Source organism: Comamonas sp. A23 (genome assembly GCF_004522605.1).
GTDB lineage: Bacteria > Pseudomonadota > Gammaproteobacteria > Burkholderiales > Burkholderiaceae_C > Comamonas > Comamonas thiooxydans.
Genome location: NZ_RSDT01000010.1, coordinates 100,461 through 123,520 on the forward strand (window position 1 = coordinate 100,461; position 23,060 = coordinate 123,520).

The 23,060-nt window shown below is 63.7% G+C and carries 24 protein-coding genes; 17 read left to right on the forward strand and 7 right to left on the reverse strand.

Annotated features, from left to right (window positions below):
• Window positions 1–95: 95 nt before the first annotated feature.
• A complete protein-coding gene (locus tag EIC84_RS20020) occupies window positions 96–1,103 on the forward strand; it encodes an NAD(P)-dependent alcohol dehydrogenase (RefSeq protein ID WP_003066970.1) in 1,008 nt (335 codons plus the stop codon).
• 878 nt (window positions 1,104–1,981) lie between these two features.
• Here the strand turns inward: EIC84_RS20020 and EIC84_RS20025 are convergent.
• The 3 genes from EIC84_RS20025 to EIC84_RS20035 form a co-directional block, all read right to left on the reverse strand.
• Window positions 1,982–3,046, reverse strand: coding sequence for a PAS domain-containing protein (locus EIC84_RS20025; RefSeq protein WP_003066972.1), 1,065 nt, complete (start codon window positions 3,044–3,046; stop codon window positions 1,982–1,984).
• Complete coding sequence (locus EIC84_RS20030) at window positions 3,039–3,857, reverse strand: hypothetical protein (RefSeq protein ID WP_003066973.1); 819 nt, start codon at window positions 3,855–3,857, stop codon at window positions 3,039–3,041. Before EIC84_RS20030 ends, EIC84_RS20025 begins: the two co-directional genes overlap by 8 nt.
• A gap of 247 nt (window positions 3,858–4,104) precedes the next feature.
• Window positions 4,105–4,680 (reverse strand): flavin reductase family protein, encoded by a 576-nt coding sequence (locus tag EIC84_RS20035; protein WP_003066975.1) that lies wholly within the window; start codon window positions 4,678–4,680, stop codon window positions 4,105–4,107.
• 103 nt (window positions 4,681–4,783) lie between these two features.
• On the opposite strand from EIC84_RS20035, the gene EIC84_RS20040 reads away from it, so the two are divergent.
• The 8 genes from EIC84_RS20040 to EIC84_RS20075 all read left to right on the forward strand — a co-directional run bounded on the left by EIC84_RS20040 (window position 4,784) and on the right by EIC84_RS20075 (window position 11,647).
• On the forward strand, window positions 4,784–5,158 hold the full coding sequence (locus tag EIC84_RS20040; RefSeq protein ID WP_003060301.1) for a VOC family protein: 375 nt from the start codon (window positions 4,784–4,786) through the stop codon (window positions 5,156–5,158).
• Window positions 5,159–5,410: 252 nt separating this feature from the next.
• Entirely contained in the window at window positions 5,411–5,653 is a 243-nt protein-coding gene (locus tag EIC84_RS20045) for a hypothetical protein (protein ID WP_003066979.1), read from the forward strand.
• 132 nt (window positions 5,654–5,785) lie between these two features.
• Window positions 5,786–6,397, forward strand: a complete 612-nt coding sequence (locus EIC84_RS20050; protein WP_034362399.1) for a class I SAM-dependent methyltransferase — start codon at window positions 5,786–5,788, stop codon at window positions 6,395–6,397.
• A gap of 72 nt (window positions 6,398–6,469) precedes the next feature.
• Entirely contained in the window at window positions 6,470–7,252 is a 783-nt protein-coding gene (locus tag EIC84_RS20055) for a hypothetical protein (protein WP_003066982.1), read from the forward strand.
• A gap of 81 nt (window positions 7,253–7,333) precedes the next feature.
• Window positions 7,334–8,170, forward strand: a complete 837-nt coding sequence (locus EIC84_RS20060; RefSeq protein ID WP_003066984.1) for a tRNA-uridine aminocarboxypropyltransferase — start codon at window positions 7,334–7,336, stop codon at window positions 8,168–8,170.
• A 155-nt stretch (window positions 8,171–8,325) separates the two neighbouring features.
• Window positions 8,326–9,288: a transporter substrate-binding domain-containing protein gene (locus tag EIC84_RS20065; protein WP_003066985.1), complete on the forward strand. Its 963-nt coding sequence runs from the start codon at window positions 8,326–8,328 to the stop codon at window positions 9,286–9,288.
• 50 nt (window positions 9,289–9,338) lie between these two features.
• Entirely contained in the window at window positions 9,339–10,109 is a 771-nt protein-coding gene (locus EIC84_RS20070) for a sterol desaturase family protein (protein WP_003066987.1), read from the forward strand.
• 434 nt (window positions 10,110–10,543) lie between these two features.
• Window positions 10,544–11,647, forward strand: coding sequence for an acyltransferase (locus tag EIC84_RS20075; protein ID WP_003066989.1), 1,104 nt, complete (start codon window positions 10,544–10,546; stop codon window positions 11,645–11,647).
• Window positions 11,648–11,652: 5 nt separating this feature from the next.
• Here the strand turns inward: EIC84_RS20075 and EIC84_RS20080 are convergent, their stop codons facing one another.
• Entirely contained in the window at window positions 11,653–12,324 is a 672-nt protein-coding gene (locus EIC84_RS20080) for a DUF924 family protein (protein WP_192810455.1), read from the reverse strand.
• A 277-nt stretch (window positions 12,325–12,601) separates the two neighbouring features.
• Between EIC84_RS20080 and EIC84_RS20085 the strand changes: the two genes are divergently transcribed.
• Window positions 12,602–13,132 (forward strand): hypothetical protein, encoded by a 531-nt coding sequence (locus tag EIC84_RS20085; protein WP_003066992.1) that lies wholly within the window; start codon window positions 12,602–12,604, stop codon window positions 13,130–13,132.
• A 67-nt stretch (window positions 13,133–13,199) separates the two neighbouring features.
• Here EIC84_RS20085 and EIC84_RS20090 read toward each other — a convergent pair whose 3' ends face one another.
• Window positions 13,200–14,009 (reverse strand): substrate-binding domain-containing protein, encoded by an 810-nt coding sequence (locus EIC84_RS20090; protein ID WP_003066994.1) that lies wholly within the window; start codon window positions 14,007–14,009, stop codon window positions 13,200–13,202.
• A gap of 163 nt (window positions 14,010–14,172) precedes the next feature.
• Between EIC84_RS20090 and EIC84_RS20095 the strand changes: the two genes are divergently transcribed.
• The 3 genes from EIC84_RS20095 (at window position 14,173) to EIC84_RS20105 (ending at window position 17,018) form a co-directional block, all read left to right on the forward strand.
• Window positions 14,173–15,057: a LysR family transcriptional regulator gene (locus EIC84_RS20095; protein ID WP_003066996.1), complete on the forward strand. Its 885-nt coding sequence runs from the start codon at window positions 14,173–14,175 to the stop codon at window positions 15,055–15,057.
• A 50-nt stretch (window positions 15,058–15,107) separates the two neighbouring features.
• Entirely contained in the window at window positions 15,108–15,824 is a 717-nt protein-coding gene (locus EIC84_RS20100; RefSeq protein ID WP_003066998.1) for a glutathione S-transferase N-terminal domain-containing protein, read from the forward strand.
• Window positions 15,825–15,971: 147 nt separating this feature from the next.
• Entirely contained in the window at window positions 15,972–17,018 is a 1,047-nt protein-coding gene (locus tag EIC84_RS20105; protein WP_003067000.1) for a pirin family protein, read from the forward strand.
• 186 nt (window positions 17,019–17,204) lie between these two features.
• Here EIC84_RS20105 and EIC84_RS20110 read toward each other — a convergent pair whose 3' ends face one another.
• Complete coding sequence (locus EIC84_RS20110; RefSeq protein ID WP_003067001.1) at window positions 17,205–18,092, reverse strand: LysR family transcriptional regulator; 888 nt, start codon at window positions 18,090–18,092, stop codon at window positions 17,205–17,207.
• Window positions 18,093–18,218: 126 nt separating this feature from the next.
• Here EIC84_RS20110 and EIC84_RS20115 point away from each other — a divergent pair, with 126 nt between their 5' ends.
• The 4 genes from EIC84_RS20115 (at window position 18,219) to EIC84_RS20130 (ending at window position 21,584) form a co-directional block, all read left to right on the forward strand.
• The gene (locus EIC84_RS20115; RefSeq protein ID WP_003067003.1) at window positions 18,219–19,580 is read left to right on the forward strand and encodes an acyclic terpene utilization AtuA family protein; all 1,362 of its coding nucleotides are present in this window, start codon (window positions 18,219–18,221) and stop codon (window positions 19,578–19,580) included.
• A gap of 15 nt (window positions 19,581–19,595) precedes the next feature.
• Window positions 19,596–19,970 (forward strand): hypothetical protein, encoded by a 375-nt coding sequence (locus tag EIC84_RS20120; protein WP_003067005.1) that lies wholly within the window; start codon window positions 19,596–19,598, stop codon window positions 19,968–19,970.
• A gap of 67 nt (window positions 19,971–20,037) precedes the next feature.
• Window positions 20,038–21,021: a tripartite tricarboxylate transporter substrate binding protein gene (locus EIC84_RS20125; RefSeq protein WP_003067006.1), complete on the forward strand. Its 984-nt coding sequence runs from the start codon at window positions 20,038–20,040 to the stop codon at window positions 21,019–21,021.
• Window positions 21,022–21,098: 77 nt separating this feature from the next.
• Entirely contained in the window at window positions 21,099–21,584 is a 486-nt protein-coding gene (locus EIC84_RS20130; RefSeq protein ID WP_003067008.1) for a peptidylprolyl isomerase, read from the forward strand.
• 146 nt (window positions 21,585–21,730) lie between these two features.
• Here EIC84_RS20130 and EIC84_RS20135 read toward each other — a convergent pair whose 3' ends face one another.
• Window positions 21,731–22,648 carry a phosphoribosylaminoimidazolesuccinocarboxamide synthase gene (locus EIC84_RS20135; protein ID WP_003067010.1) on the reverse strand — a complete coding sequence of 306 codons (918 nt, stop codon included), beginning with the start codon at window positions 22,646–22,648 and terminating at the stop codon, window positions 21,731–21,733.
• Window positions 22,649–23,060 lie beyond the last annotated feature (412 nt).

Genomic DNA, 23,060 nt, shown 5'->3' on the forward strand with positions numbered 1-23,060 from the left:
TTTTAATACTACCCAACAAATATGTTGGTACTGGTGGTGGATGCGCATTGACGGCACCATGCAAAGCATCTGTTTCACCTCTTGAGGAGCACTCCATGAAAGTCATGCAACTGGCCGCGCCCGGCGGTTTCGAAAACCTGAAGCTTGTCGAGCTGCCCGCACCTGCGGCGCCTGCTGCGGGCGAGATCCAGGTGCGCATTCACGCCAGCTCGCTCAACTACCACGACCTGGGCGTGGTGCGCCGTCCCGGCGCGGCGGCCGACGGCCGCATCCCCATGGCCGACGGCGCAGGCCTGGTCACGGCCGTGGGCGCTGGCGTGACGGAATTTTCCGTGGACGATGCCGTCGTCTCCACCTTCTTTCCGCAATGGCTGTCGGGCCGCCATGTGCCCTCCGACTTCCAGCTCGTGCCCGGCGACGGCGTGGACGGCTTTGCACGCGAATTCGTGAACCTGCCCGCCACCAGCTTTACCCATGCCCCCGAGGGCTGGAGCCATGCCGAGGCCGCCACGCTGACCACGGCCGGCCTCACGGCCTGGCGCGCGCTGGTGGTGGACGGCCATCTCAAGGCCGGCGACACCGTGCTGGTGCTGGGCACGGGCGGCGTCTCCATCTTTGCACTGCAGATGGCCAAGAGCATGGGCGCCACCGTCATCGCCACCACCTCCAGCGCGGCCAAGGCCGAGCAGCTCAAGGCATTGGGGGCCGATCTGGTGATCAATTACAAGGACCAGCCCGAATGGGGCGACGCCGTGCTGGCCGCCACCGGCGGTCGCGGTGCCGACATCGTGGTCGAGGTCGGCGGCCCCGGCACCTTGCCCCAGTCCATTCGCGCCTGCGCCGTGGGCGGCCATATCGCGCTGATCGGCGTGCTGACCGGCTTTGCGGGTGCCGTGCCCACGGTGGAGATGATGCGTAAGCAGCAAACCCTCAAGGGCCTGATCGTCGGCAGCCGCGAGCAGCAGCAGGACATGGTGCGCGCGCTGGAAAACTTCGGCTGGAAGCCCGTGATCGACAGCCGCTATCCGCTGGAGCAGATGGTGGCGGCCTTTGAGCATCAGGCAGCGGGCAGGCATTTCGGCAAGATCTGCCTCGAATATTGATAGCTGATGGGGCTTTGTGTGCCTGGGCTTGAGGCTGATTGGGTATGTGGTTCTTGTTGGGTCACATGCCCTTCTTGTTTTGATAGCTTTCCACGCTTGCTCTTATTGGGTTAGAGACAGATTAGGCTCTTGGTCTGGTTTATTCGGCGGCATGCCTGATTTTTTGGCAGAAGGCGGGTCTCGGCCCGCTAGCCGACCTACTTTCTTCGCAAGAAAGTAGGCAAAGAGCCCGCCCCTGCTGCCCACGACCCCTTCGCTGCGCTACGGGGCGACCTGCGCCGTCAACCTCTTGTGGCTGTGCGGCAAAACTCGCTGCGCGCTTGCAGCACTCCGCTCAGACACGTTGCCGCAAGTTAGAGCACGATGCGTCTGCACTCTGCGGTGCAGACGCCAGCCTCAAGAGGCCGCCGTTGCAGGCGTGGGCACAAGGGGCGAGATACCGAAAGATAGCTTCCATCAGATTTGATAGCTGCAACCGCAATTTGTGATTGAGATAGAAGCCAATTTCGCCACAACTCTTGCTGGCTGCCTGCTCCCACCCGTGTGTCTGCGCCTGCGGCACGCGGTTCGGGCTGCGGGCATTGGCACCGCAGAGTGCCAAAGCATCGTGAACAAATTTGCGGCAACCTGTTTGAGCGGCGCGCGTAGCGCAAAGCGAGTTTTGCCGCACCGCAGACCGAATGGCGTGACGCAGGTTTGCCCGTAGCGAAGCGCAGGGACGCAGACAGTCGGGGCGCATTCTTTGGGTTACGTTTCTTGTGCGAGCAAGAAAGGTAACTCGCCTGCCGGGGCGAGACCCGGCCTCAGAACTCAAACCAAGTAAGGTGCTAAAAGAATAGCTATAGCCGAAAGCTAGGCCAGCGCTACAGCCCAAAAACTCAATCCTCAGAACCCAACACCACCCTCGCCGTCAAAGCCGTCCTCCCCGGCGACGATTCAATCCCCAGCAGTCCGCCGACCCGCGCAATGCGCACCGCCATGGAGCGCATGCCAACGCCCAGACCCGATGCATCCACGGCCTGCACATCAAAGCCTACGCCGTCATCCTCGATCTCCAGCAGCAGCTCCTCTGCCTGTGGCTGCACCAGGGACAGGCGCACATGGCGGGCCTGGCTGTGTTTGATGACATTGGTCAGAGCTTCTTCGATCAGCCGGGTCAGAGCCAGGTATTGCAGCGCGTTGGGCGGCTGGCTCCAGCTTTGCGGAAACTGCCAGTCGCAGCGCACACCCAGGGCCTCGAACAGATCGTTGAAGCGGCGGCGCAAGGGGGCCAGCCATTCCTGTGGAGTGGCTGGCACGCGCACCTGGGCCGAGGCGTTGCTGTCTATGCTTTGGCGCAGATCGTTGCGGATGAGCTTGAGCATGGACAGCACCTGGGGCCGGGTCATGGCTTCGCTGCCCTGCTCGACGGAAGCAATCATATGGACCAGCTCGCCGCCCAGGCCGTCGTGCAGGTCGTGGGTCAGGCGCAGGCGCTCCTGCAGGCGCGCGTTGGAGAGCTTCTGGGCTTCCAGCTCGGCGCGCAAATGCTCGGATTTTTTCTGCTCGGTGATGTCGAAGGTGAAGCCGATCAGCGCTGTGGGCTGGCCCTGTTCGTCGCAGAGCACATGCACCACTTCCTTGACCCAGACAAAGCGGTTGTCGCTGGTCAGCGCCCGGTACTCGGCCTCGTGATCCACACCCGCCAGGCACAGCTCCACGCAGCGCGAGACGGTTTGCTCGCGCTCGTCGGGGTGGATGCGTTCGGCCCAGTCGTTCACGGTCTCCCAGCTCTCGGGGCTCCAGCCCAGCAGATCAGCGATCTGCGGGCCGATATAGCTGTATTTCTTCGTGGTCCAGTCAATCTTGAACGGAATCGCCAGGGTGGATTCCAGCAGCGTCTGGTAGAGGCCGTTGTCCGTGTCGGGTTCAAGGGTGCGCAGGCGGGGGCGGGCTTCAAGCATGGGACGCTCCTGTCAGATCGAGAAGAGGGTGGGTGGTGGGCAGCTCGTTCCAGAACCAGTAGAAATAGCCGCCTTCGGTCTGCAGCAGGGTCTGGGTTTTGACGCTGGATCGCTCTATCCCGCGCCAGCAGGCCAGGGCCGAATTGCGGTTGCCGTGCAGATCCAGGCAAGTCTGTCCGGGAAGATTGGGTCGGGGAGGCACATACAAGGCCATGCCACGCGGCAGCCAGAGGTCGGCGAGACAGATTTTCTGCTGCTCAGGCCAGTACTTTCCCACCGAAATCACCAGCGGCAGGTGCGGGTCGATGGAGGTGAAGACATGCGGGAAATCGTGATGCTCGAGGTCGGTACAGACCTTGCCCAGCAGACGGTAGCCGGTGCCCTCATAGGGCGAGCGGTGCCCGGCAAACATGCCGTACTCATAGTCGACCAGCGAAAGATGCGGCTGGGGGCTGGTGATGCGAACTCCCTGGCCCGGTGCTATCAGCGTCATGCCGAACGCCGCTGCAGTTTGATGCGTGGCGGCAAGGGCTTCGTACTCGACCTTATCGGCCTGGAACTCCAGCCGGGTCTGATTGCCGTACTTGGGGTCGGGGCGGGTGGTGGTCGCAGAAAGGACGCGGTATGCGTTGCCGATGGCGACCTTGGGGTCACTGGCGACAGGCTCAAGCAGCGTCAAGCCTGTGGGCGGCTCCGCGCAATAGTGCGGGAACCCGTGGATATTGCAGAAAAACGGTGTCTGCGACAGATCGACCGACGTCGGCGCATCTTCTTTGATGAACAGCACGGGATCAAAAAACTCTTGCGCCATTGCCTGTCACTTCAAGGTGATTGATAGCAGAGATCGTTGCCCTGTGCGGAGGTACGGCACCTGCAGTCATGGGTTGTTTGATATGTCAGTCAGTGATGCAGTCTAAATCAAGGCGGTTACAAAGACCCGGGTGCGCAGGTGCTGCGGGCTGGGGCACCTGAGGATGTCAGTGGCCGTCACGGCAAAGTGCGCATTATTTTGATAGCTGCCGGCGCTTGATAAATAAGCGATGCGACCATAAGAGCTTCTATTTCACGAGCACCGATTCGCCAATCGCGAAGAACTGCCCGCCCGCCACATAGTGCAGGGTGCGCAGCTCGGCAGGCGCGGAGCCGAACTCCCAGTGTCCATTGCGGAACACGCGCTCGTCGGCCCAGGCGGCGACGACTTCGGCGATGAACAGGTCATAGCTTTGCTGGTTGTGCGGCTCGGGGATCAGCTTGCAGACCAGCCAGGCGGCGCAGCCTGCCACCAGCGGTACAGCCAAGCCCGGTGCGTCGAATAGCTGCACGCCATGTTTGACGAGCTTGTGGGGTTCGGTCGCGGCGCTGTCCGTACCGATGCCCACCGTCAGGGCGGCCTGTGGCACGGTGGGTAGCTGCAGGGCGAAGAGGCCGCTGCCCTCGACCAGGGCGCGCGTGCGCGTGGCCTTGTCGAGCACCACGCTGATCTTGGGCGGCGCGAAGTCGAGCGCGCAGGCCCAGGCCGCGCTCATGGCATTGCGCTCGCCCGCATGCTGGGCCGAGACGATGACCGTGGGGCCGTGATTGAGCAGGCGGTAGGACTTGTCCAGGGGAACCGGGGTGAAATGGTCTGGCAGCATGGTGGGCTGAATATGGGTGACAGAAGAGGGCGGCAAGCTCCCGTTACGATGGCTTGCTGATTTCCCATCTTCGCCCGAAACAGGGCTTTTCCAGGAGACAACCATGTTTAGCCACATCATGCTGGGTGTAAATGATCTGGAGTCCAGCAAGCGCTTTTACGACGCATTGCTGGGTCAGCTGGGCATCGCGCCCGGCGTTGCCAACAAGAACCGCTTCTTCTACCGCAGCCCCACGGGCGTGTTTGCCATCTCCACGCCCATCAACGGCGAAACGGCAAGCTCTGGCAATGGCGCGACCACGGGCTTTCTGGCCCAGTCCACCGACCAGGTGAACGCGGCCCATGCGGCGGGCCTGGCAGCGGGCGGCGTCTCGATCGAGGATGCGCCGGGCTGGCGTGGCGATTCCATGTATCTGGCCTATCTGCGCGACCCCGACGGCAACAAGATCTGTCTGGCCTATCGCCCCGCGAAGGCCTGATCCAGGCTGACTGAACCAGGGCCGCGCAAGCGGCCTTTTTTGTCTTCAGGGGTGGGAATCAAAAATAGGAGCTGTCTGTGCTTTCCGGGCAAGGCCTTGAGCCCCGAGTGGCAACATGGAACGCGGTCATGCCCGACCTGCAAGCGGTGATGCTGTGCCCGCTGCCGGTGCAAAACCGGGGCAGGCGGCACAATGGCTGCTTTGCAGCGCGGGCGGACGTCCGGGGCCTGCACCACATTCAGTAATTTTTTCATGACCAACACCACCACTCCTGCCGAAGACCATCTGTGCGACGCCTGTGCCGGCATTCAGCGCAACTGGCGCAAAGCCCCCGGCCATGCCGAACTGATGCAGCGCGGCAACCGCAAGGAGGAGCGCGGCTCGAGCACGGCGACGGTGACCCGCTATGTCTGCGAGCGCTGCGGCACGGTGTGGGACTACGAGAACAACAAGCAGGACCAGCGCAAGGGCTGGTCCGTGGTTGGCAGAATTTAACCCCCTGAGGCGCTGCGCGCCTTGCCCCGGCGGGGCCGCCCAGGCCCTTGCTGGCTGTCTCTTTCCTGAGTCAGCGTCGGTTTTTGAAGTTTCGGCGTCTTCGGGCGCCGTTTGTTTTTTGAAGGAGGCTGCGTGCAATCAGCAAGCAACGAGTGGTTTGACGAGGCGTATTACCAGCGCTTTTACTTTGACAAAAAGACCAGCGTGATCGATCCCGAGCACGCGCGGCGGCTGGGTGCGTTTGTCTGCTCGTATCTTGCGTATCTGCGCGTGCCCGTGCAGCGGGTGCTTGATGTGGGCTGCGGCATAGGTCTGTGGCGCGAGGCGGTGCAAAAGCACTTTCCGGGCGTGCAGTATCAGGGCGTGGAGTTCAGTCCCTATCTCTGCGAGCGCTATGGCTGGGAGCAGGGCTCGGTGGTGGATTGGCAGCCCAAAGACGGCCAGCCTTTCGATCTGGTGATCTGCCAGGGCGTGCTGCCCTATCTGAGTCCGACTGACCTGAAAAAGGCGCTGGCCAATCTGGGCCGGCTGTCGCGCGGCGCTCTCTACATCGAGGCCGTGGCACGCGAGGATTACGAGCGCGACATCATCGACGAGGAACTGACCGATCCGCGCCTGTATCGCCACCGCGCCGAGCTGTACCGCCGCGGCCTGCAGCCTCACTTCAAGGAGCTGGGCGGCGGCGTATGGCTGAGTCGTCAGGCCGATATGCCGCTGTTCGAACTGGAGTGCGTTGGGGGCTGAAGCCTCTTGTTCTTGGTGATTTCGGGGCCTGCACCTATATTGCGGGGCTTGCGAACTCACAAGGATATGCAGATGCCTCATCGCTGGATCAAACGCTGCGGAGTCTGGACCGCTGCCATGGCTGGCGCTGCCCTGCTTCTGGCCTGCTCGGACTCCAAGACCGAAGCCACTGCGCCCTCGGCACAGGCCCCGACCGTTGCACTGGCCCCCGCGCCTGCACAGCCTGCAGCCCAGGCCAGGCGTGTGATCGATCAGTTGTTCAGCACCGAAACCATAGGCATGAATCTGGCCTATGTGGAAAAGATTGCCGGCCCGGCCATGCGCTCGGAATTCCATCGCCACCAGTTCCGCACCGACGGCTGCGATATCACTCTGGTCAGTGACGAGGCCGACAAGGTGATCGAGTCTGTCGAGATCGATATCGCGCCCAGCTGCAATCTCTCGCTCAAGAGCGTGCTGAATGTGTCCGAGGGCCAGCCCGACATCAAGCTCGGCGATCTGACCTTTGGCGGCTTCGAGCCTTTGCTGGATAGCCGTTACTACGCCGACTGCCTGACGTTGTGCGGCAATGCCGCCGACCCCGTGGTCTATCTGGAGGCCAAGGGTTCGCGCCTGACCAACTTCATCAATTACTCGGTGCAGGCCCCCATGGTGGACGGCAAGGTGCTGGATGCGACGGCCGCCTGGCGCGATGCCATGGTCAAGGCAGAGTCCGAGGACTATGTGCTGGACACGCGCTTCAACTGCGAGCCGGATCGTTTCAGGAGCGTGATTTCCACCGGACTCAGGAATGCCAGGCCCACGGTGTTCAGCTTCGGTCGTGGTCCGACCTTCGAGCAGGGCGACTGCGACTAAGCGGCGCTCCTGCAGCATCAGCACTGGATTTGGCAAAGGCGGGACAATCCGGGCATCTGTCCGAACCTGCTGGTGTCCGTCTTGCCCGCTTCCACGCCTTTGTCCCCTGCCGCTCTGACTCCGCAGAAAACTCTTGCCTCCACGCTGTCTCCGCATGCCGTCTCGCGCTTGCGCCAGGCGCGGCTGGCGCGCAGCACGCGTCCGTTTCTGGCGCGCGGCGGCCCCAAGGGCGAGCGCTGCGAGGGCTGCCGCTTGCGCCCCTCCCACTGCATGTGCGCACTGCGCCCCGAGCTGGCCACGCGCGCGGCCTTCTGCCTGCTGATGCATGATGCCGAGCCGCTCAAGCCCAGCAACACCGGCTGGCTGATCGCCGATGTGGTGAAGGACACCCATGCCTTCGGCTGGTCGCGTACCGAGCTGGATCCGCAGCTGGAGGCCTTGCTGGCCGATCCGCAGTGGCAGCCCTATGTGGTGTTTCCCGGCGAATATGCGGAGCCTGCCGAGCGTGTGCTGGAGACGCTGGACGGCGGCGACAGCCGTGCGCTGCAGCCCGGCAGGCGCCCGCTGTTCATACTGCTGGACGCGACCTGGTCGGAGGCGCGCAAGATGTTTCGCAAAAGCCCGTATCTCGATGGCTTCCCCGTGCTCAGTCTGCACCCGGATCTGATCTCTCGCTATCAATTGCGCAGATCCAAGCGCGACGATCATTTCTGCACCAGCGAGGTGGCGGCCCTGTGCCTGGAGCTGGTGGGCGATGCCGGCGATGTGCAGGCCGGCCGCGTGCTGGAGAGCTATCTGGGCGTGTTCACCGAACGCTATCTACAGGCCAAGCACCAGCAGCCGGTCGATGAGGCCAGTAGCGCCCACCAGCGCCTGCGTGAACTGATGGGGGCAGCCCCCGCCAAACGCGACGCATGAAGCGCCGTGCAGGCATAAGCATTCCACTCAAAGCAATAAGCGAACACGGACAATCGGTCCAGGGCCTCATGAGTGCATGAGGTGTGTGCCGGATCGGGTGGGTGATAAGCGCCGATGACCAGAGGTCTCGGCGCTTTTGTTTTTGGGAGTGGGTGATGGGCATGTCCTTGAAATGGGTTGGTCTGGCAGCAGCGCTGGTATGCGCGGGCTCGGCCATGGCTGCGGGCAAGACTGAGGCGGCGAGTTCCAATATCGGCTCTGGTATCGACACGGCCGTGGATCTGTCCGCATCGCCCACGTTGCAGCGCTGGCAGGCCGGCGGCACCGTGGTGCTGGGGGTGCGGGAGGCAGCAGTTCCCATGTCCTACGCGATCGGTGCCAACGAGAAGTTCGTCGGCTATCACATGGACCTCTGCGAGCGCGTGGTGCATGCGATTGCACCTCGGGCCCAGCTCAAATACATGGTGCTGACGCCGCAGAACACCATGCCGCTGATCAATAACGGCACGGCCGATTTCAATTGCGCCAGCATGACCAACAACCTCACGCGCCAGAAGCAGGTGGCGTTTGGTTTGACCACCTATGTCAGCGAGGTGCGCATGGCCGTGCGTGTCGACTCGGGCATCACCTCGTTCAAGCAGCTGCAGGGGCGCAATGTGGGCGCCATCACGGGCACGACGGCGGTGCAGATTCTGCGCAAGTACGCCAGCGACAACGAGCTGAACTTCAAGACGCTGATGAGCAAGGATCAGTTCGAGAGCTTTCTGATGCTGGAGTCGGGTCGCGTCGATGCCTTTGTGCTGGACGACAACATGCTGGCCGGCGTGATCGGCCAGAGCAAGAATCCCAAGGGCTACAAGATTGTGGGCGAGGTGATTGGTGCCGAGCCGATTGCCATCCAGTTCAGCAAGGACGACCCGCAGATCAAGAAGGCCGTGGACGGCGCCATTTTGCAGATGATCCGTTCGGGCGAGCTGCACAAGCTCTACAACAAATGGTTCATGCAGCCCATTGCGCCCAAGAACGTGAACCTGAACCTGCCCATGGGCGAGGTGCTCAAGAAACAGCTGGCCACGCCCAACGACACGCCGCTGGAGCAGTTCGTATTGCCCCAATAAAGCACTGGAGCGGCGTCAGTCGATAGACTGCATGGCAAACCTCAAGGGGAATGATTGCCGTGCTGGAGTACCTGGTCTATCCGCTGATTGCGCTGCTGTTCGTGGCAGTCTTCACGCGCGAGGTGATTGCGCCCGCCTCGCGTAATCTCTGCGACCGGCGCTGGCTGATCTACAGCAGCGCCCTGGGCGCGCTGACGCTGGTCTGCACGCTGGCGCTGGGCTGGTTGCTGGAGGAGCGCATTCGCCAGCATGCGCTGCTGGATGTGGGCGCACGCTGGAACCCGCTGCTGGTGGGGCTGCTGAGCTTTTTCATCACCAGCTTTGTCTTTTACTGGTGGCATCGCGCCACCCATGCCTCCGATCTGCTGTGGCGCGTGTTTCACCAGCTGCATCACAGCGCGCGTCGCATCGAGGTGCTGACCTCGTTCTACGCCCATCCGCTGGACTCCTGCGCTGCCATGCTGCTGAGCGTGATCTCCAGCTATTGGGTGCTGGGTGCCAGCCCGGCAGCGGCGGCCGTGGCCCTGGGGCTGACGGCGGCCTTCGATCTGTTCACCCATGCTGACATGCGCACGCCGCGCTGGCTCGGCTATGTGCTGCAGCGTCCGGAAATGCATACCGTGCACCATCAGCATGGCCACCATGCGCAGAACTACGGTCTGCCGCTGTGGGACATGCTGTTCGGAACCTGGACCAACCCCGCCGAGCGCGCGCAGAAGCTGGGATTTGATGACGACAAGTCCGAACGCGTGGCCGAGATGCTGCTGTGGCGCGATGTGCACCAGAGTGCACCCGCCTGCGGGCGCCGCAAGTCATCCTGAAGCTTCGAATTTGATAGCTGATGATGCCGATGGGTGGAGCTCGGCATGCTGTTTTTGTTCTTAATTGTTAACACGGCTTGCCAAGACCCTGCCAGAGCCCGGCAAGCTCTGCCCCTGGTTTGGGGCGGCGGAAAAAATCTGTTCAAATTGGCCCGGTCTGTTCACCTGTCAACAGACGCCAAGCCGTCTGGCTGTGGGCATTCATAACAATCTGCCGTCTCACCCTTAGTGAGCTGAAGCAGACAAATCGCCTGCCAGGTTCCGGCCCCCCGAGCGCGTTTTCATGCGCTCAGTGACCCCCGGGTCGCTGCAAAGAGCTGTTACTGCCTCTTTGCTCAAACTCTGAATACTGCTTCAGCCATGTCTTGTGCATGGCTGTGATTGTTTGTCTGCAAGCCCGGCCCGTGCCTGGGCGAAAGGAAAGGTGTCCGGTTTTGGTGGAGTCGGCGTTCAAGCTGCGCTACAACCCAGCGCTCGATGGATTGAGAGGCATAGCCATTGTGCTGGTGCTGCTCTCGCATGCACATGCCCCGATGTTCGATGGCGCCTTCTTCGGCGTCGATCTGTTCTTCGTGCTCAGCGGTTTTTTGATCACCTCCTTGCTGCTGATGGAGTATCGGCAGCATGGCAAGCTCGATTACTGGCGCTTTTACCGTCGCCGCTTCTTCCGTCTCATGCCTGCGCTGGCACTGTTCCTTGGAGCCTACTGTGTGTTCGCGCCTTTTATCTGGCCCGATCTCACGGACATCTATTCGGACGCCCTGGTCTCCATTCTCTATCTGGCCGATTACGGCATTGCCTTTTTCGACAGTCCGGACACGCTGCTGCACATGTGGTCGCTGTCGGTGGAGGAGCATTTCTATCTGATCTGGCCGCCGCTGCTGGTTCTGCTGCTGCGCAAGGCCACGCCTGGCCGAGTCTGGGCGCCGCTTGCGGCGCTGTGGCTGCTGAGTACGCTGTGGCGCATCTTCTGGGTGGTGCAGGGCCAGCAGTTCTACGAAATCTTTTTCCGCTTCGACACGCGGGCCTCGGGTCTGCTGGCCGGCGCCTTGCTGGCGGCGCTGATGATGGAGCGCCCGCAATGGGTAGAGCGTCTGCAGTCGCTGCGCGCCTACACCATGTGGTTTGTGCTGGCCGTGCCGCTGATCATGGAGCTGGAGTGGGACAACCAGCACGCCATGGTCTGGGGCATCACGGTGGTGGAATGCGCGGCCCTGGTCGTGCTGTTGGCCGTGCAAAAGCCCGCGGGACTGGTCTATGAAATGCTGACGGCACCGGTGCTCATCAAGCTGGGCCAGCTGTCCTATGGCATCTACCTCTGGCATTACCCGGTGGTGCGCTATCTGCGTGCCGATTACTCCTGGCCCGTGACCGTGGTCGCAGGCCTGCTGATCTCTACCGCGCTGTCGGCACTGTCGTTCTACACGGTGGAGCGCTGGGCCATGCGCCACCGCGACCTGGGAGCGAGCAAGAAGCCTGAGCGCCAGCCTCAGACACGCCAGGAACCCGCGCTGCGCGAGGCTACGCGCGGCTCGTGATCGCCCTAGAAGCCTGAGCCGGGCTGGGCCAGGTACTCGGCCTCTTGGGCGGTGCTGGCGCGGCCCAGAATGCTGTTGCGGTGAGGGAAGCGGCAAAAGCGCTCTATCACCACCTGATGGCGATGGGCGTAGTCCAGCGTTCCGGCCAGATATTCGCGCAGCTCGGCGTCCGTGGCGCTCTGCAGCAAAGCCTCGAAGGCGGCCACGCTGCGTTGCTGCATGGCCGGGTCTTCGGCGTGCTCCAGCGGCAGATACATAAAGACGCGGGCCACCTCGGGCAGTTGTTGGTCGCTGCCGGCGTCCATTGCCTGCAGCGCCAGTGCCAGGGCCTGGGCGTCACCGGCAAAGCTCTTGGGAGTGTTGCGATGGATATTGCGCGTGAACTGGTCCAGCAGGATCACCAATGCCAGCTGCTGCCATGGACCCTGGGTTGCCCAGTGCTGCAGTGCACCGCCCAGGGCGGCTTCCACGGCAGTGCCAAAGCGCTGGCGCAGCTCCTCATCGAAGGCCGCCGATTTGGTGAACCACTGCGCCTTGTGCTTGAGGGCATCGGCATTGCCAGGCCTGGGGCTGCCGAACCACTGGGTCAGAACTTGGTCGGGCAGGCTGGTGTCCTGGGCGGCGGCGGTCAGCGCCTCATGGCTGACGGGAAGGGAATTTGCAGTCATGCAAATCATTGTGCATGCACTGCCGCTAGCGTTGACAGTCAACCCTGGATGGCGTCGGACGTTAGATAACAGTCTTTTACCTGCAGATTGCATCAGATAGGGAACTGCGAACACCCATCGAGACTCTGTGGAATAGCAGGCTCAGAGACAATGGATTGATCAAAAACCATAGCTGACAGCGTTGGTTTATCAAGTGTTTGCATGGGTTTTGAATCAGGTTTTACGGAGTTCGGTGGTCGTGATGAATCGGCGCGCATGGTTGGCGGTGACAGTGTTGGGATTGGGAATGGCTGCCACTGGCTGCTCGGGCAAGTCCGTGCCCAGCAGCGTGAGCGTGAGCCAGCAGAAGCTGCAGGAGATGCTGGCCAGGCGTTTCCCCAGGCAGTTTCCCGTGGCGGGTTTGCTGCAGCTGGACCTGAAGGCGCCGCAGCTGAGCATGCTGCCCGAGCGCAATATGCTCAACGCCGTGATCCCGGCCGAGCTCAGTGGCAAGGTGCTCAAGGAGCAGTACAGCGGCCTGCTCAATGTCGATTTCGCGCTGCGCTATGAGCCCACCGACCGCACCTTGCGCGCCTACCAGATCAAGGTCAACCAGCTCAGCATGGACGGGCTGTCGCCCGCGCTCAGCGATATGCTGGGAACCTATGCCACGGCATTGGCCGAGCAGGCCATGGGTCAGGTAGTGCTCTATCAGTTGCAGGACCAGGATCTGGCCCTGGTCGATGCGCTGGCCATGGAGCCTGGCGCCATCACCGTCACCGCCCAGGGGCTGACAGTGGCCTTGGTGCAGAAGGCCAGCGCGGGCAGCAAGCGCTGAGCTGCCAGGTGGCAAAAAAGCCCGCAGGCGTCTGCCTGGCGGGCTTTTTTTCGGGGTCATGCGGCGCTCAGCGGGGCTTGGCGACAGGCTCCAGGCCGGTGTCACGAATCGTTTTGGCGGCGGCTGGCGAGGTGTAGTACTTGAGCAGTTGCTCCAGCCCCTGCGGGTTGGTTGAGGTACTGGCCGTGCCGGCCGAGAAGATGGTGTAGTGCTGCACCGAATCGGGCAGGGTGCCGACATAGCTGATGCCCTCGATGGGCAGCAGTTCGCTGACCTGCTGCAGGCCGATTTCGGCCTCGCCTCGCGCCACGATGGTGCCCACGCGCTCGGTCACGATCTTCCTGCTCTTGGGCATGACCTGGTCGTGAATGCCGAGTTTCTTGAGCATCTGGGTTTCGTAGTAAGTGCCGCTGGCGCTGGCCGAATAGGCAATGCTCTTGGCGTTGAGCAGCACCTGACGCAGCTTGTCCTCGCTGCTGATGTCGGGGATGGGGGCACCCTTCTTCACGGCCACGCCCACGGCCGAGCGCACCAGGTCGATCTGGGTGCCGTTGCGCACCAGGCCCTTGGCGGCCAGATCGTCGAGCGCACCGCGCGCCAGAATCACCACATCGGCCTTCTCGCCCTTGCTCAGGCGATTGGGAATGGAGGTGGGTGAGGCCCCCATGGAGGAGCCATAGGCCGACTCCACCGCCAGGCCGGTCTGGGCCGTGAACTGAGGCGCCAGCAGCTTGTGCGCTGCGGTGAAGCCGCCCGAGGTCATGAGACGCACAGGCTCCTTGGGCGTGCTGCTTGGCTGCTGGGCGCAGCCTGCAGCCAGCGCCACAGCGCTGATCAGCAGGGCTCGGCGAACGGTGAAAAGGGGAAACGGCTTCATCAATGTCTCTCTGTATTGGGCGGGCGGGATAGGCCTTGAACCCTTTTGGAATCAACGCAGGCAGCTACTTTTGTCATGGCTGCTGCGGCTGACCGGATTGTGAAAAGCTGCGGCTATTGCGTCCAATACCGTTTGCGTCTGGACTTGATACGAAAATCGTCCTATGGATTTGCGCCGTCTGACCTGTTTTCTGGCTGTGGCCGAGGAGCTGAATTTCAGCCGTGCGGCCCAGCGCTTGCATATGAGCCAGCCCCCGCTGAGCCAGCAGATCCGTCTGCTGGAGCAGGAGATGGGGGCGCAGTTGTTCGAGCGCTCGCGCCGCGCCGTTGCGCTGACGCCGGCAGGCCTGCTGCTGCAGGACAAGGCGCGGCAGATCGTGGAACTGCACCAGCAGGCGGGCGAGCTGGTGCGCATGGCAGCCCATGGCCTGGCGGGGCGTTTGCGCATCGCCTTCACGGCATCGGTGCCGCTGTTTGACGAGTTCTCCACCATGTTGCGCGACTTTCGCAGCCGTCACCCGCAGGTGGAGCTGGATCTGCAGCATATGACCACGGGCGAGCAGATCGCGGCATTGACGGCGGGGCAGATCGACATCGGCTTCATGCGCCCCTCGCCGACGTTTCGCATCCCCGTGCCGATTAGGGAGCAGACGCTGTGGCGCGATGAGCTGAAGCTGGCCCTGCCGGTGGCACATGCCAAGGCGGCTGCGGGCGAAGCACTGGCACTGAGCAGCCTGGCCGACCAGCCTTTTGTGCTGCACCCGGCCGTGCTCGGCGGTGGTCTGCACGAACATATTCTGGCGCTGTGCAGCGAGGCCGGCTTTGTGCCGCGCATCGCCCAGCCGGCACGCGAGACCTCGACCATGCTGGCGCTGGTGGCCGCAGGCCTGGGTCTGTCCATCGTGCCCAGCGTCTATGAGCGCATCTGCCCGCCCGGCGTGGTGCTGCAGCCGCTGGCCGACGCCGCGCGCCATTCGCGCATCGCGTTGGTCAGCATGCAGCAGGCGCCGTCACCCTGCGTGCAGATGTTCTGGCAGTTGCTGCGCTGAGCGGCCTCTGCCGTTACGATGCGGCAAACCCTTTTTCAGGAGCCTGCCGCATGACCCGCACCCTTGCCGATTTTTCCGTGACCCGCAAATGGCCCGCGCAGCACCCCGAGCGCATCCAGCTGTACTCGCTGCCCACCCCCAACGGCGTGAAGGTATCGATTGCGCTGGAGGAAATGCAGCTGCCCTACGAGGCGCATCTGGTCAGCTTCCAGACCAATGACCAGCTCACGCCGGAGTTTGTCGGCACCTTCCCAAACAACAAGATTCCCGCCATCATCGACCCGCAAGGCCCGGGTGGAAAGCCGCTGGCGCTGTTCGAGTCGGCGGCCATCCTGATCTATCTGGCCGAGAAGAGCGGCAGCCCGCTGCTGCCCGCAGACCCTGCAGCGCGCTACGAGACGCTGCAGTGGCTGATGTTCCAGATGGGCGGCGTGGGACCCATGTTCGGCCAAGTCGGCTTCTTCCACAAGTTCGCGGGCAAGGACTTCGAGGACAAGCGCCCGCGCGACCGCTATATCAACGAGTCCAAACGCCTGCTGGGCGTGCTGGAGCAGCGCATGCAGGGCCGCGAGTGGATCATGGGCGCGCAGATCACGATTGCCGACATCGCCATCTGGCCCTGGGTGCGCAATATGGTCGACGAGAACGGCTACAACGCCGCCGAGCTGGTGGGCTGGAACGGGTTTCCGGAGCTGCAGCGCGTGCTCAAGGCCTTCATGGCCCGCCCGGCGACGCAAAAAGGTCTGAACATTCCGCCGCGCGGCTGAGCGCCGACCAGGGCAGTATGGGCTTGCCGCTGTTGCAAAAGCGGCAAGTACTGTCCCAGCGGTGATGTCTTTCAAACCCGTGGGCTGGCCTTATCTTCGAGACTTAGGGCCCTGCAACTGGCAGTGGCCTCTCAAGAGGAGAACTCCATGACCACGAATCGCCAACCCATTCTGGAAAGCGCCCCCCTGGGGCCGCGCTGGCCCTGCCTGGACCCCTTTCTGTTCTGCGCTCACCACGATGACAGCTATCCGGCCAGCAACGGCAAGATGGGCGTGCAGGCCGTGGAGTTCGAGGGACGCGAAATGGGCAGCGATTTCAGCGCCAGGGACGGTTTCTCGATGTACCACGGCGAGCCGATTCCGGGCTTCCCGGGCCACCCGCATCGCGGCTTCGAGACCGTGACCCTGGTGCGCAAGGGCCGCATCGACCATGCGGACTCGCTGGGCGCAGCCGCGCGCTTCGGCGGCGGCGATGTGCAGTGGCTCACTGCCGGCAAGGGCATCCAGCACTCGGAGATGTTTCCGCTGCTGAACAGCGACCAGCCCAATCCGCTGGAGCTGTTCCAGATCTGGCTAAACCTGCCTGCAAGGAACAAGATGGTGGAGCCCCACTTCACCATGTTCTGGAACGAGCAGATCCCGCGCCTGAACTTCAGCGATGCGGCGGGCAGGAAAACCACCGTCACCGTGGTGGCCGGAGCCCTGGACGGCGCGGACAAGGCCCTGCCGCCGCCGCCCGAGTCCTGGGCCTCCCAGGCCGACAGCGATGTGGCCCTCTGGACGCTGGAGCTGGAGCCCGGCGCCCGCTGGACCATGCCTAGGGCTGCAGGCCAGGATACCCATCGCATGCTCTACTTCTTTGTGGGCAAGAGCATGACCGTGGGGGGCGAAGCCGTGAACGGCCATCTGGCCATGCATGTCGACGCTCAGCGCGAGCTGGAGCTGGTCAACACCGGCGATGTCAGTGCAGAGCTGGTGCTGCTGCAGGGCAAGCCGATTGGCGAGAAGGTGGCGCAATATGGCCCCTTTGTGATGAACACGCAGGAGGAGATCATGCAGGCCATGCAGGACTACCGCCGCACCCAGTTCGGCGGCTGGCCCTGGAAGGACAGTGATCCGGTGCATGGCACCGAGAACCGCCGCTTTGCGCGCTACCCAGGGGCCGACGTCGACGAGCAGCCTCCCAGGGCCTGATACGGCTCAGGGCCTGAAGCTGGCAGCCTCCGGCGTGCAGCCCAGCTCCCTGAGCACCGGCCATGCCGGTATTGCTCGTGTTCGTGTTCGTGTTCGCGGGCATGGACTGCGTCCCTGCGGGCGGTGCCCAGATCCAAGGGGGCGCAGCCTGCTTGAATGTGTGCGGCAATGCCTGGGGGCATCCGCTTAGCCGAACTCCCCTGCGAGGAAATCCAACACGGCACGCACGCGCGGTGCCAGGGATCTGCCGCGCGGATACAGCAGGTAGAAGCGGTCGTCCTCGCTGCGTTCCTGGAACTGCGGCAGCAGCGGCACCAGGGTTCCGCGCTCCAGGTCGGCGGCGATATGGAAGTGCGCCAGCCGCACCACGCCGTGGCCCAGCAGCGCCAGGCTGCGCAACAGCTCGCCCTGGTTGGCGCCGATGTGGCTGGGAATGTCTATGGTCTTGAGCCCGCCTTCCTCGTGGAAGGTCCAGCGGTTCCACTGCGTGCGTATGGTGAAGTTCAGGCAGCGGTGCTGCAGCAGATCCTCGGGCTGCTCGGGATGGCCGAAGCGCTGGAGGTACTGTGGCGCTGCGGCTATCACCCAGGGCCTGAGCATCAACGGGCGACCGATCAGCGTCTGCTCCGTAGGCCGGCCGCTGTGGATGGCGACGTCTATGCCCTGGCGCACGAAGTCGCCGCGCTCCGTGCCAAGGACGAAGTCCAGGTGCAGGCGCGGGTGCCGGTCCAGCAGCAGGTGCAGGCGCGGCGCCACCAGGTACTTGGCCGTGGTCAGCGCCGTATGGATGCGTACCGTGCCCGAGATTTCGGCATCGGCCACGCGCACACAGGCCTCGGCCTGCTCCATGGCCTGCACCACGCGCTGGCTGGCGATGCGAAAGTGCTCGCCTTCCTGGGTCAGGCGTATGGCTCCGGCAATCCGCTCGAACAGCCGCACACCAAGGCGTGCCTCCATGCGCGCGATGAGCTTGCTCACCGCCGAAGGCGACAGCTCAAGCCTTCTGCCGGCACCGGAAAAACTGCCTTCCTCGATCACACGCAGGAATACCGTCATCTCGCCGAACTGGTCCATCTAAGGTCTTCGCCTCCTGTGAAATTGATTCACATGCGCTGTGCGCGCGCATGCGTTGTCTCTTGAAAAACGACTGTACAGAATGGTTTCAGCCCCCGGTCTGGGGGAACAACGGAGACAAGCGTAATGAATGACAGCAAGATCCTGCGCATAGGCGCGGGAGCCGCGTGGTGGGGCGACCGGATCGAGCCCGCCGCCCTCAATGCCGAGCATGGTCGGCTCGACTACCTGTGCTTCGAGACCATGGCCGAGGCCACGGTCTCGGCCGCGCAGGTCAGGGCCCGGCGCGACCCGTCCTTCCCGGGCTACGACACCTATCTCGACGACCGCATGCGCGCCGTGCTGCCTGCCTGCATGCGCCAGGGCACGCGCATCATCTCCAACCAGGGGTGGATCAACCCGCAGGGCGCGGCACGGCGCATCGTCGAGTTGCTGCGTGAGCTGGGTATCACCGGCGTCAAGGTGGCGGCCGTGGGCGGCAGCCTGATCACCGACCGCGTGCTGTCGCTGGCCCCCACCATCCTGGAGACCGGAGCCCCCACGCAGAGCATTGCCCACTCGCTGATCTCGGCCGAAGCCTATCTCGGGGCCGCTCCCATCGTTGACGCTCTGGCGGAAGGTGCGCAGATCGTGGTCACGGGCCGCGTCGCCGACCCTTCGCTGTTCCTGGCTCCCATGGTGCATGAGTTCGGCTGGGACCTGCTGGACCACGAGCGCGTAGGTGCTGGCAGCGCGATAGGCCATCTGATGGAGTGCGGGGCCCAGGTCACCGGGGGATATTTTGCAGACCCGGGCCTCAAGGACGTGCCCGAGCCCTGGAACCTGGCCTTTCCCATCGCCGAGGTCGATGCCGAAGGCGGCGTGACCCTGTCCAAGGTGGAAGGCACGGGCGGCATGATCAGCCTGCAGACTGTCAAGGAGCAGATGCTCTACGAGGTGCACGACCCGGCGAACTACATCACGCCCGATGTGGTGGTCGACTTCACGCAGGCCCGCATCGAGCAGCTGGCGCCGGACCGCGTGCGCGTGACGGGGCTCACGGGCAAGCCGCGCACACCCACGCTGAAGGTTTCCATGGGGTGCACCGAGGGCTTCATCGGCGAGGACATGTTCTTCTATGCCGGCCCCGGCGCACTGCGCCGCGCCCAACTTGCCAAGCGCATCCTGGAGGAGCGCCTGCGCATCGTGAAGCTCGATGCCGAGGAGGTACGCATCGACTTCCTGGGCCTGAATGCCGTGCATGGCGCTGCCACGCCGGCGAATGCGCCCGAGCCCTATGAAGTGGCCGTGCGCGTGGCGGCACGCACCCGGTCGCGCGAGGAGGCGGTCAAGGTGGGGCGCGAAGTGGACGGCATGGCGGTCTCGGGGATTGCCCACACCGGCAAGCGCGTGCCGCACCAGGAACGCACGCGCGAGGTGATAGGCGTGTGGTCCTCGCTGGTGCCGCGCGAGCAGGTGACGGCGCATATCGACTACTTCACGAGCTGAACAGGGGAGCAAAGCATGCAGGACATGAACCAGGACATCCGGGTGCCGCTGGAGCAGGTGGCGCATACGCGCTCGGGCGACAAGGGCAATACCTCCAACATCGCCGTGTTTGCCTACGAGCCCGAGCTCTATGCGCTGCTCAAGCAGCAGCTGAGCGCCGAACGCTTCAAGGCCTTTCATGGCCGGGCCATCACCGGCGAGGTGCTGCGCTACGAGGCCGATAACCTGCACGCGCTGAACTTCGTGGCGCACGGTGCACTGGGCGGCGGCGTCTCGCGCAGCCTGTCGGTGGACAACTACGGCAAGGCGTTGTCGGCGGCGATCCTGGGCTTCGAGCTGCTCGTCCCCGCTGCGCTGGCGCCGCTGCTACGCCGCCGTGCACCGGGCTGAACTGGCACCGACATCCAGTACGGGCATCCGCCGCATATTCCATAAAACACCACCAGGAGACACCGCAATGACCTCGCATCTGTTTCGCGCCCTGGCTGCCGCCGCCGCGCTGGCCATGGCGGCCTGCACGGCCGTCGCCTTCGCGCAGGCCCCGGCCTATCCCGCCAAGCCCGTGCGCATCGTCGTGCCCTATCCGGCAGGAGGCACCACGGACATCATCGCGCGGCTGGCGGCGGCCCAGCTGTCCGAGCGGCTGCGCCAGCCCTTCGTCGTCGAGAATCGGGCTGGCGCCAGCGGTGCCATAGGCTCGGTTGCCGTGGCCCAGGCCGCAGCCGACGGCTACACCCTGGTCATGGGAACGGCCAGCTCGCACGGCATCAATTCGGCGCTGCAGAAGAACCTGCCCTATGACGCCGTCAAGGACTTCGCGCCCGTCACCGTTGTGGCGAGCACGCCGAACATCATCGTGGTCCATCCCAGCGTCCCCGCGCGCACCCTGGGCGAGTTGCTGGCGCTGGCCAAGGCCAGGCCCGGACAGATCAACTTCGGCTCGACCAGTCCAGGCGGCTCTCCGCACATGAGCGCCGAGCTGCTCAAGATGATGGCGGGCGTGGACATGACCCATGTGCCTTACAAGGGCGCATCGCCCATGCTCACCGATCTCATGGGCGGGCAGATACAGGCCGGCTTCGACAATCTGCCCTCCACCATCGCCTTTGTGCGCAGCGGCAAGCTGCGGGCGCTGGCCGTGACCACGGCACAGCGCTGGCCCGGGGCGGCAGACATTCCCACCGTCGCCGAAAGCGTGCCCGGCTACGAGGTCTCGGGCTGGTTCGGCCTGCTGGCTCCGGCGGGAACGCCCAAGGCGGTGCTGGATACGCTGCAGACCGCCGTTGCCCAGGCCGTGCGCGACCCGGAGGTGGCGCGGCAGCTGCGCAGCCTGGGCGCCGAGCCCGTGGCCAGCAGGCCCGAGGTCTTCGCGCAGCAGATCCGTGCCGACGTGGACAAATGGCGCGGCGTGGTTAAGGCCACGGGCGTGACACTGGAATAGCCCGAGTCGCCGACAATGGCAGCTTTGCGCGATGCCTGACTCGGGTTCAGGCACCGCCCCACTCGAAATCCATTGTCATGAACATCACCAAAGACACTGCCGTCACCATCAACTACAAGATTCACGAGCTGCTCGCGGGCGGCGTGGCCGTCAAACTGCTGGACAAGGGCGATGTGGCCTATCTGCACGGCGGCTATGACAACATCTTCGCCAAGGTCGAAGCTGCTCTGGACGGCAAGCAAAAAGGCGATGTCGTGACTGTGGACCTGGCCGTGGCGGACGCCTTCGGCGAGCGCGACGAAAGCCTCAAGCGCACCATTCCCAAGGGCGAGTTCCCTGCAGGCGTGAAGGTGGGCGGCCAGCTGCGCGGCACCAACGACCAGGGCCTGCCCCAGATCTACAACGTGGTGAAGATCAAGGGCCCCGTGGTGCTGCTCGACGGCAACCACCCTCTGGCCGGGTTTGCGCTGCGCTTCAGCGCGGTGGTCAACGAGGTGCGTGCGGCCTCCGAAGAAGAAATCGCCCACAAGCATGTGCACGGTGGTCACGGCCATCACCACTAAAAATATAGCTGTCAGCACATGCTCATAAAGGATTTCATAATTATTTCAGGCTGAAATCCTCTTTCTGAAAGCGCAAGCTGCTATCAAAATAAAAAGGCCCCCGGATTTCTGTTCCGGGGGCCTTTTGTCTGCTTGGCACCGATCGCTCAGGCGGTCAGGCGATCCAGCGCTTCGCGGTACTTGGCCGCCGTCCTGTCGATCACTTCCTTGGGCAGGCGGGGCGCGGGAGCCTTCTTGTCCCAGGCCTTGCCGTTGACCTGGGCCTGCTCCAGCCAGTCGCGCACGAACTGCTTGTCGTAGCTGGGAGGGTTCTCGCCCTTGGCCAGTGCGTCCTCGTAGCCTTCCACGGGCCAGTAGCGCGAGCTGTCGGGGGTCAGCACCTCGTCCATCAGAACCAGGGTGCCGTCTTCGGTCAGGCCGAACTCGAACTTGGTGTCGGCAATGATCATGCCCTTGGTCAGCGCGATCTCGGCCGCTTCCTTGTAGATGCGGATGGCGGTATCGCGGATCTGGGCCGCGAGCTGCTCGCCCACCATTTCCACAGTGCGCTCGTAGGTGATGTTCTCGTCGTGGTCACCCATTTCGGCCTTGGCCGCGGGGGTGTAGATGGGCTCGGGCAGCTTGGCCGCGTTGGTCAGGCCGGCGGGCAGCTTCACGCCGCAGACCGATTGCGATTCCTGGTATTCCTTCCAGCCGCTGCCGGCCAGATAGCCGCGCACCACGGCTTCGATCAGCACGGGCTTGAGGCGCTTGACCAGCATGGAGCGGCCTTCGACTTGCTTGACTTCCTCGGGCTTGACCACGGACTCGGGCGCTTCGCCGGTCAGGTGGTTGGGGCAGATATGGCCCAGCTTGTCGAACCAGAACAGCGCCATCTGCGTCAGCAGCACGCCCTTGCCGGGGATGGGCTCGCCCATGATCACGTCAAAGGCGGACAGGCGGTCGGAGGCCACCATCAGGATGCGGTCGTCGCCCACGGCGTAGTTGTCGCGGACCTTGCCACGTGCGAGCAGGGGCAGCGAGGCAATGTTGGAGGTATGCAGGGCGGAGGGCTGGGTGGTCATGGTCGAGATAGGGCTGTCAGGCAATTCAGGCGTGCAGTCGGTCAGCAGGCGCCTGAAAGCCCAAGGGGCTGCCAGCGTCGCAGGCCCGAGAGGCGGCTGCGTAAAAACGCGATTTTAATGGCGCAGGCAGGGGTTTGGACGGTCACGGTCTTTGCCAGTGCGCGCCTGCTGCGATCGAGGCCCTGGGGCATGCCGGCGTATCCCTTGCATGCGGGCCAAAGCCACTCATTGTGGCGTCAAAACCGCCTGTCATCAAACCGACAAACAAGGCCCCTGGCGAGCCTGCGCTATCACGGTCATTTCGTTGCCTTTGGCGTGGGGCGGGCGCATAGTGGGTTCACAGCAAAGACGAATGCGCATTCCGAACTGCCAGGCTGCGGCACAGCCATCAGGCGCTGTGAAACCGCAGTGA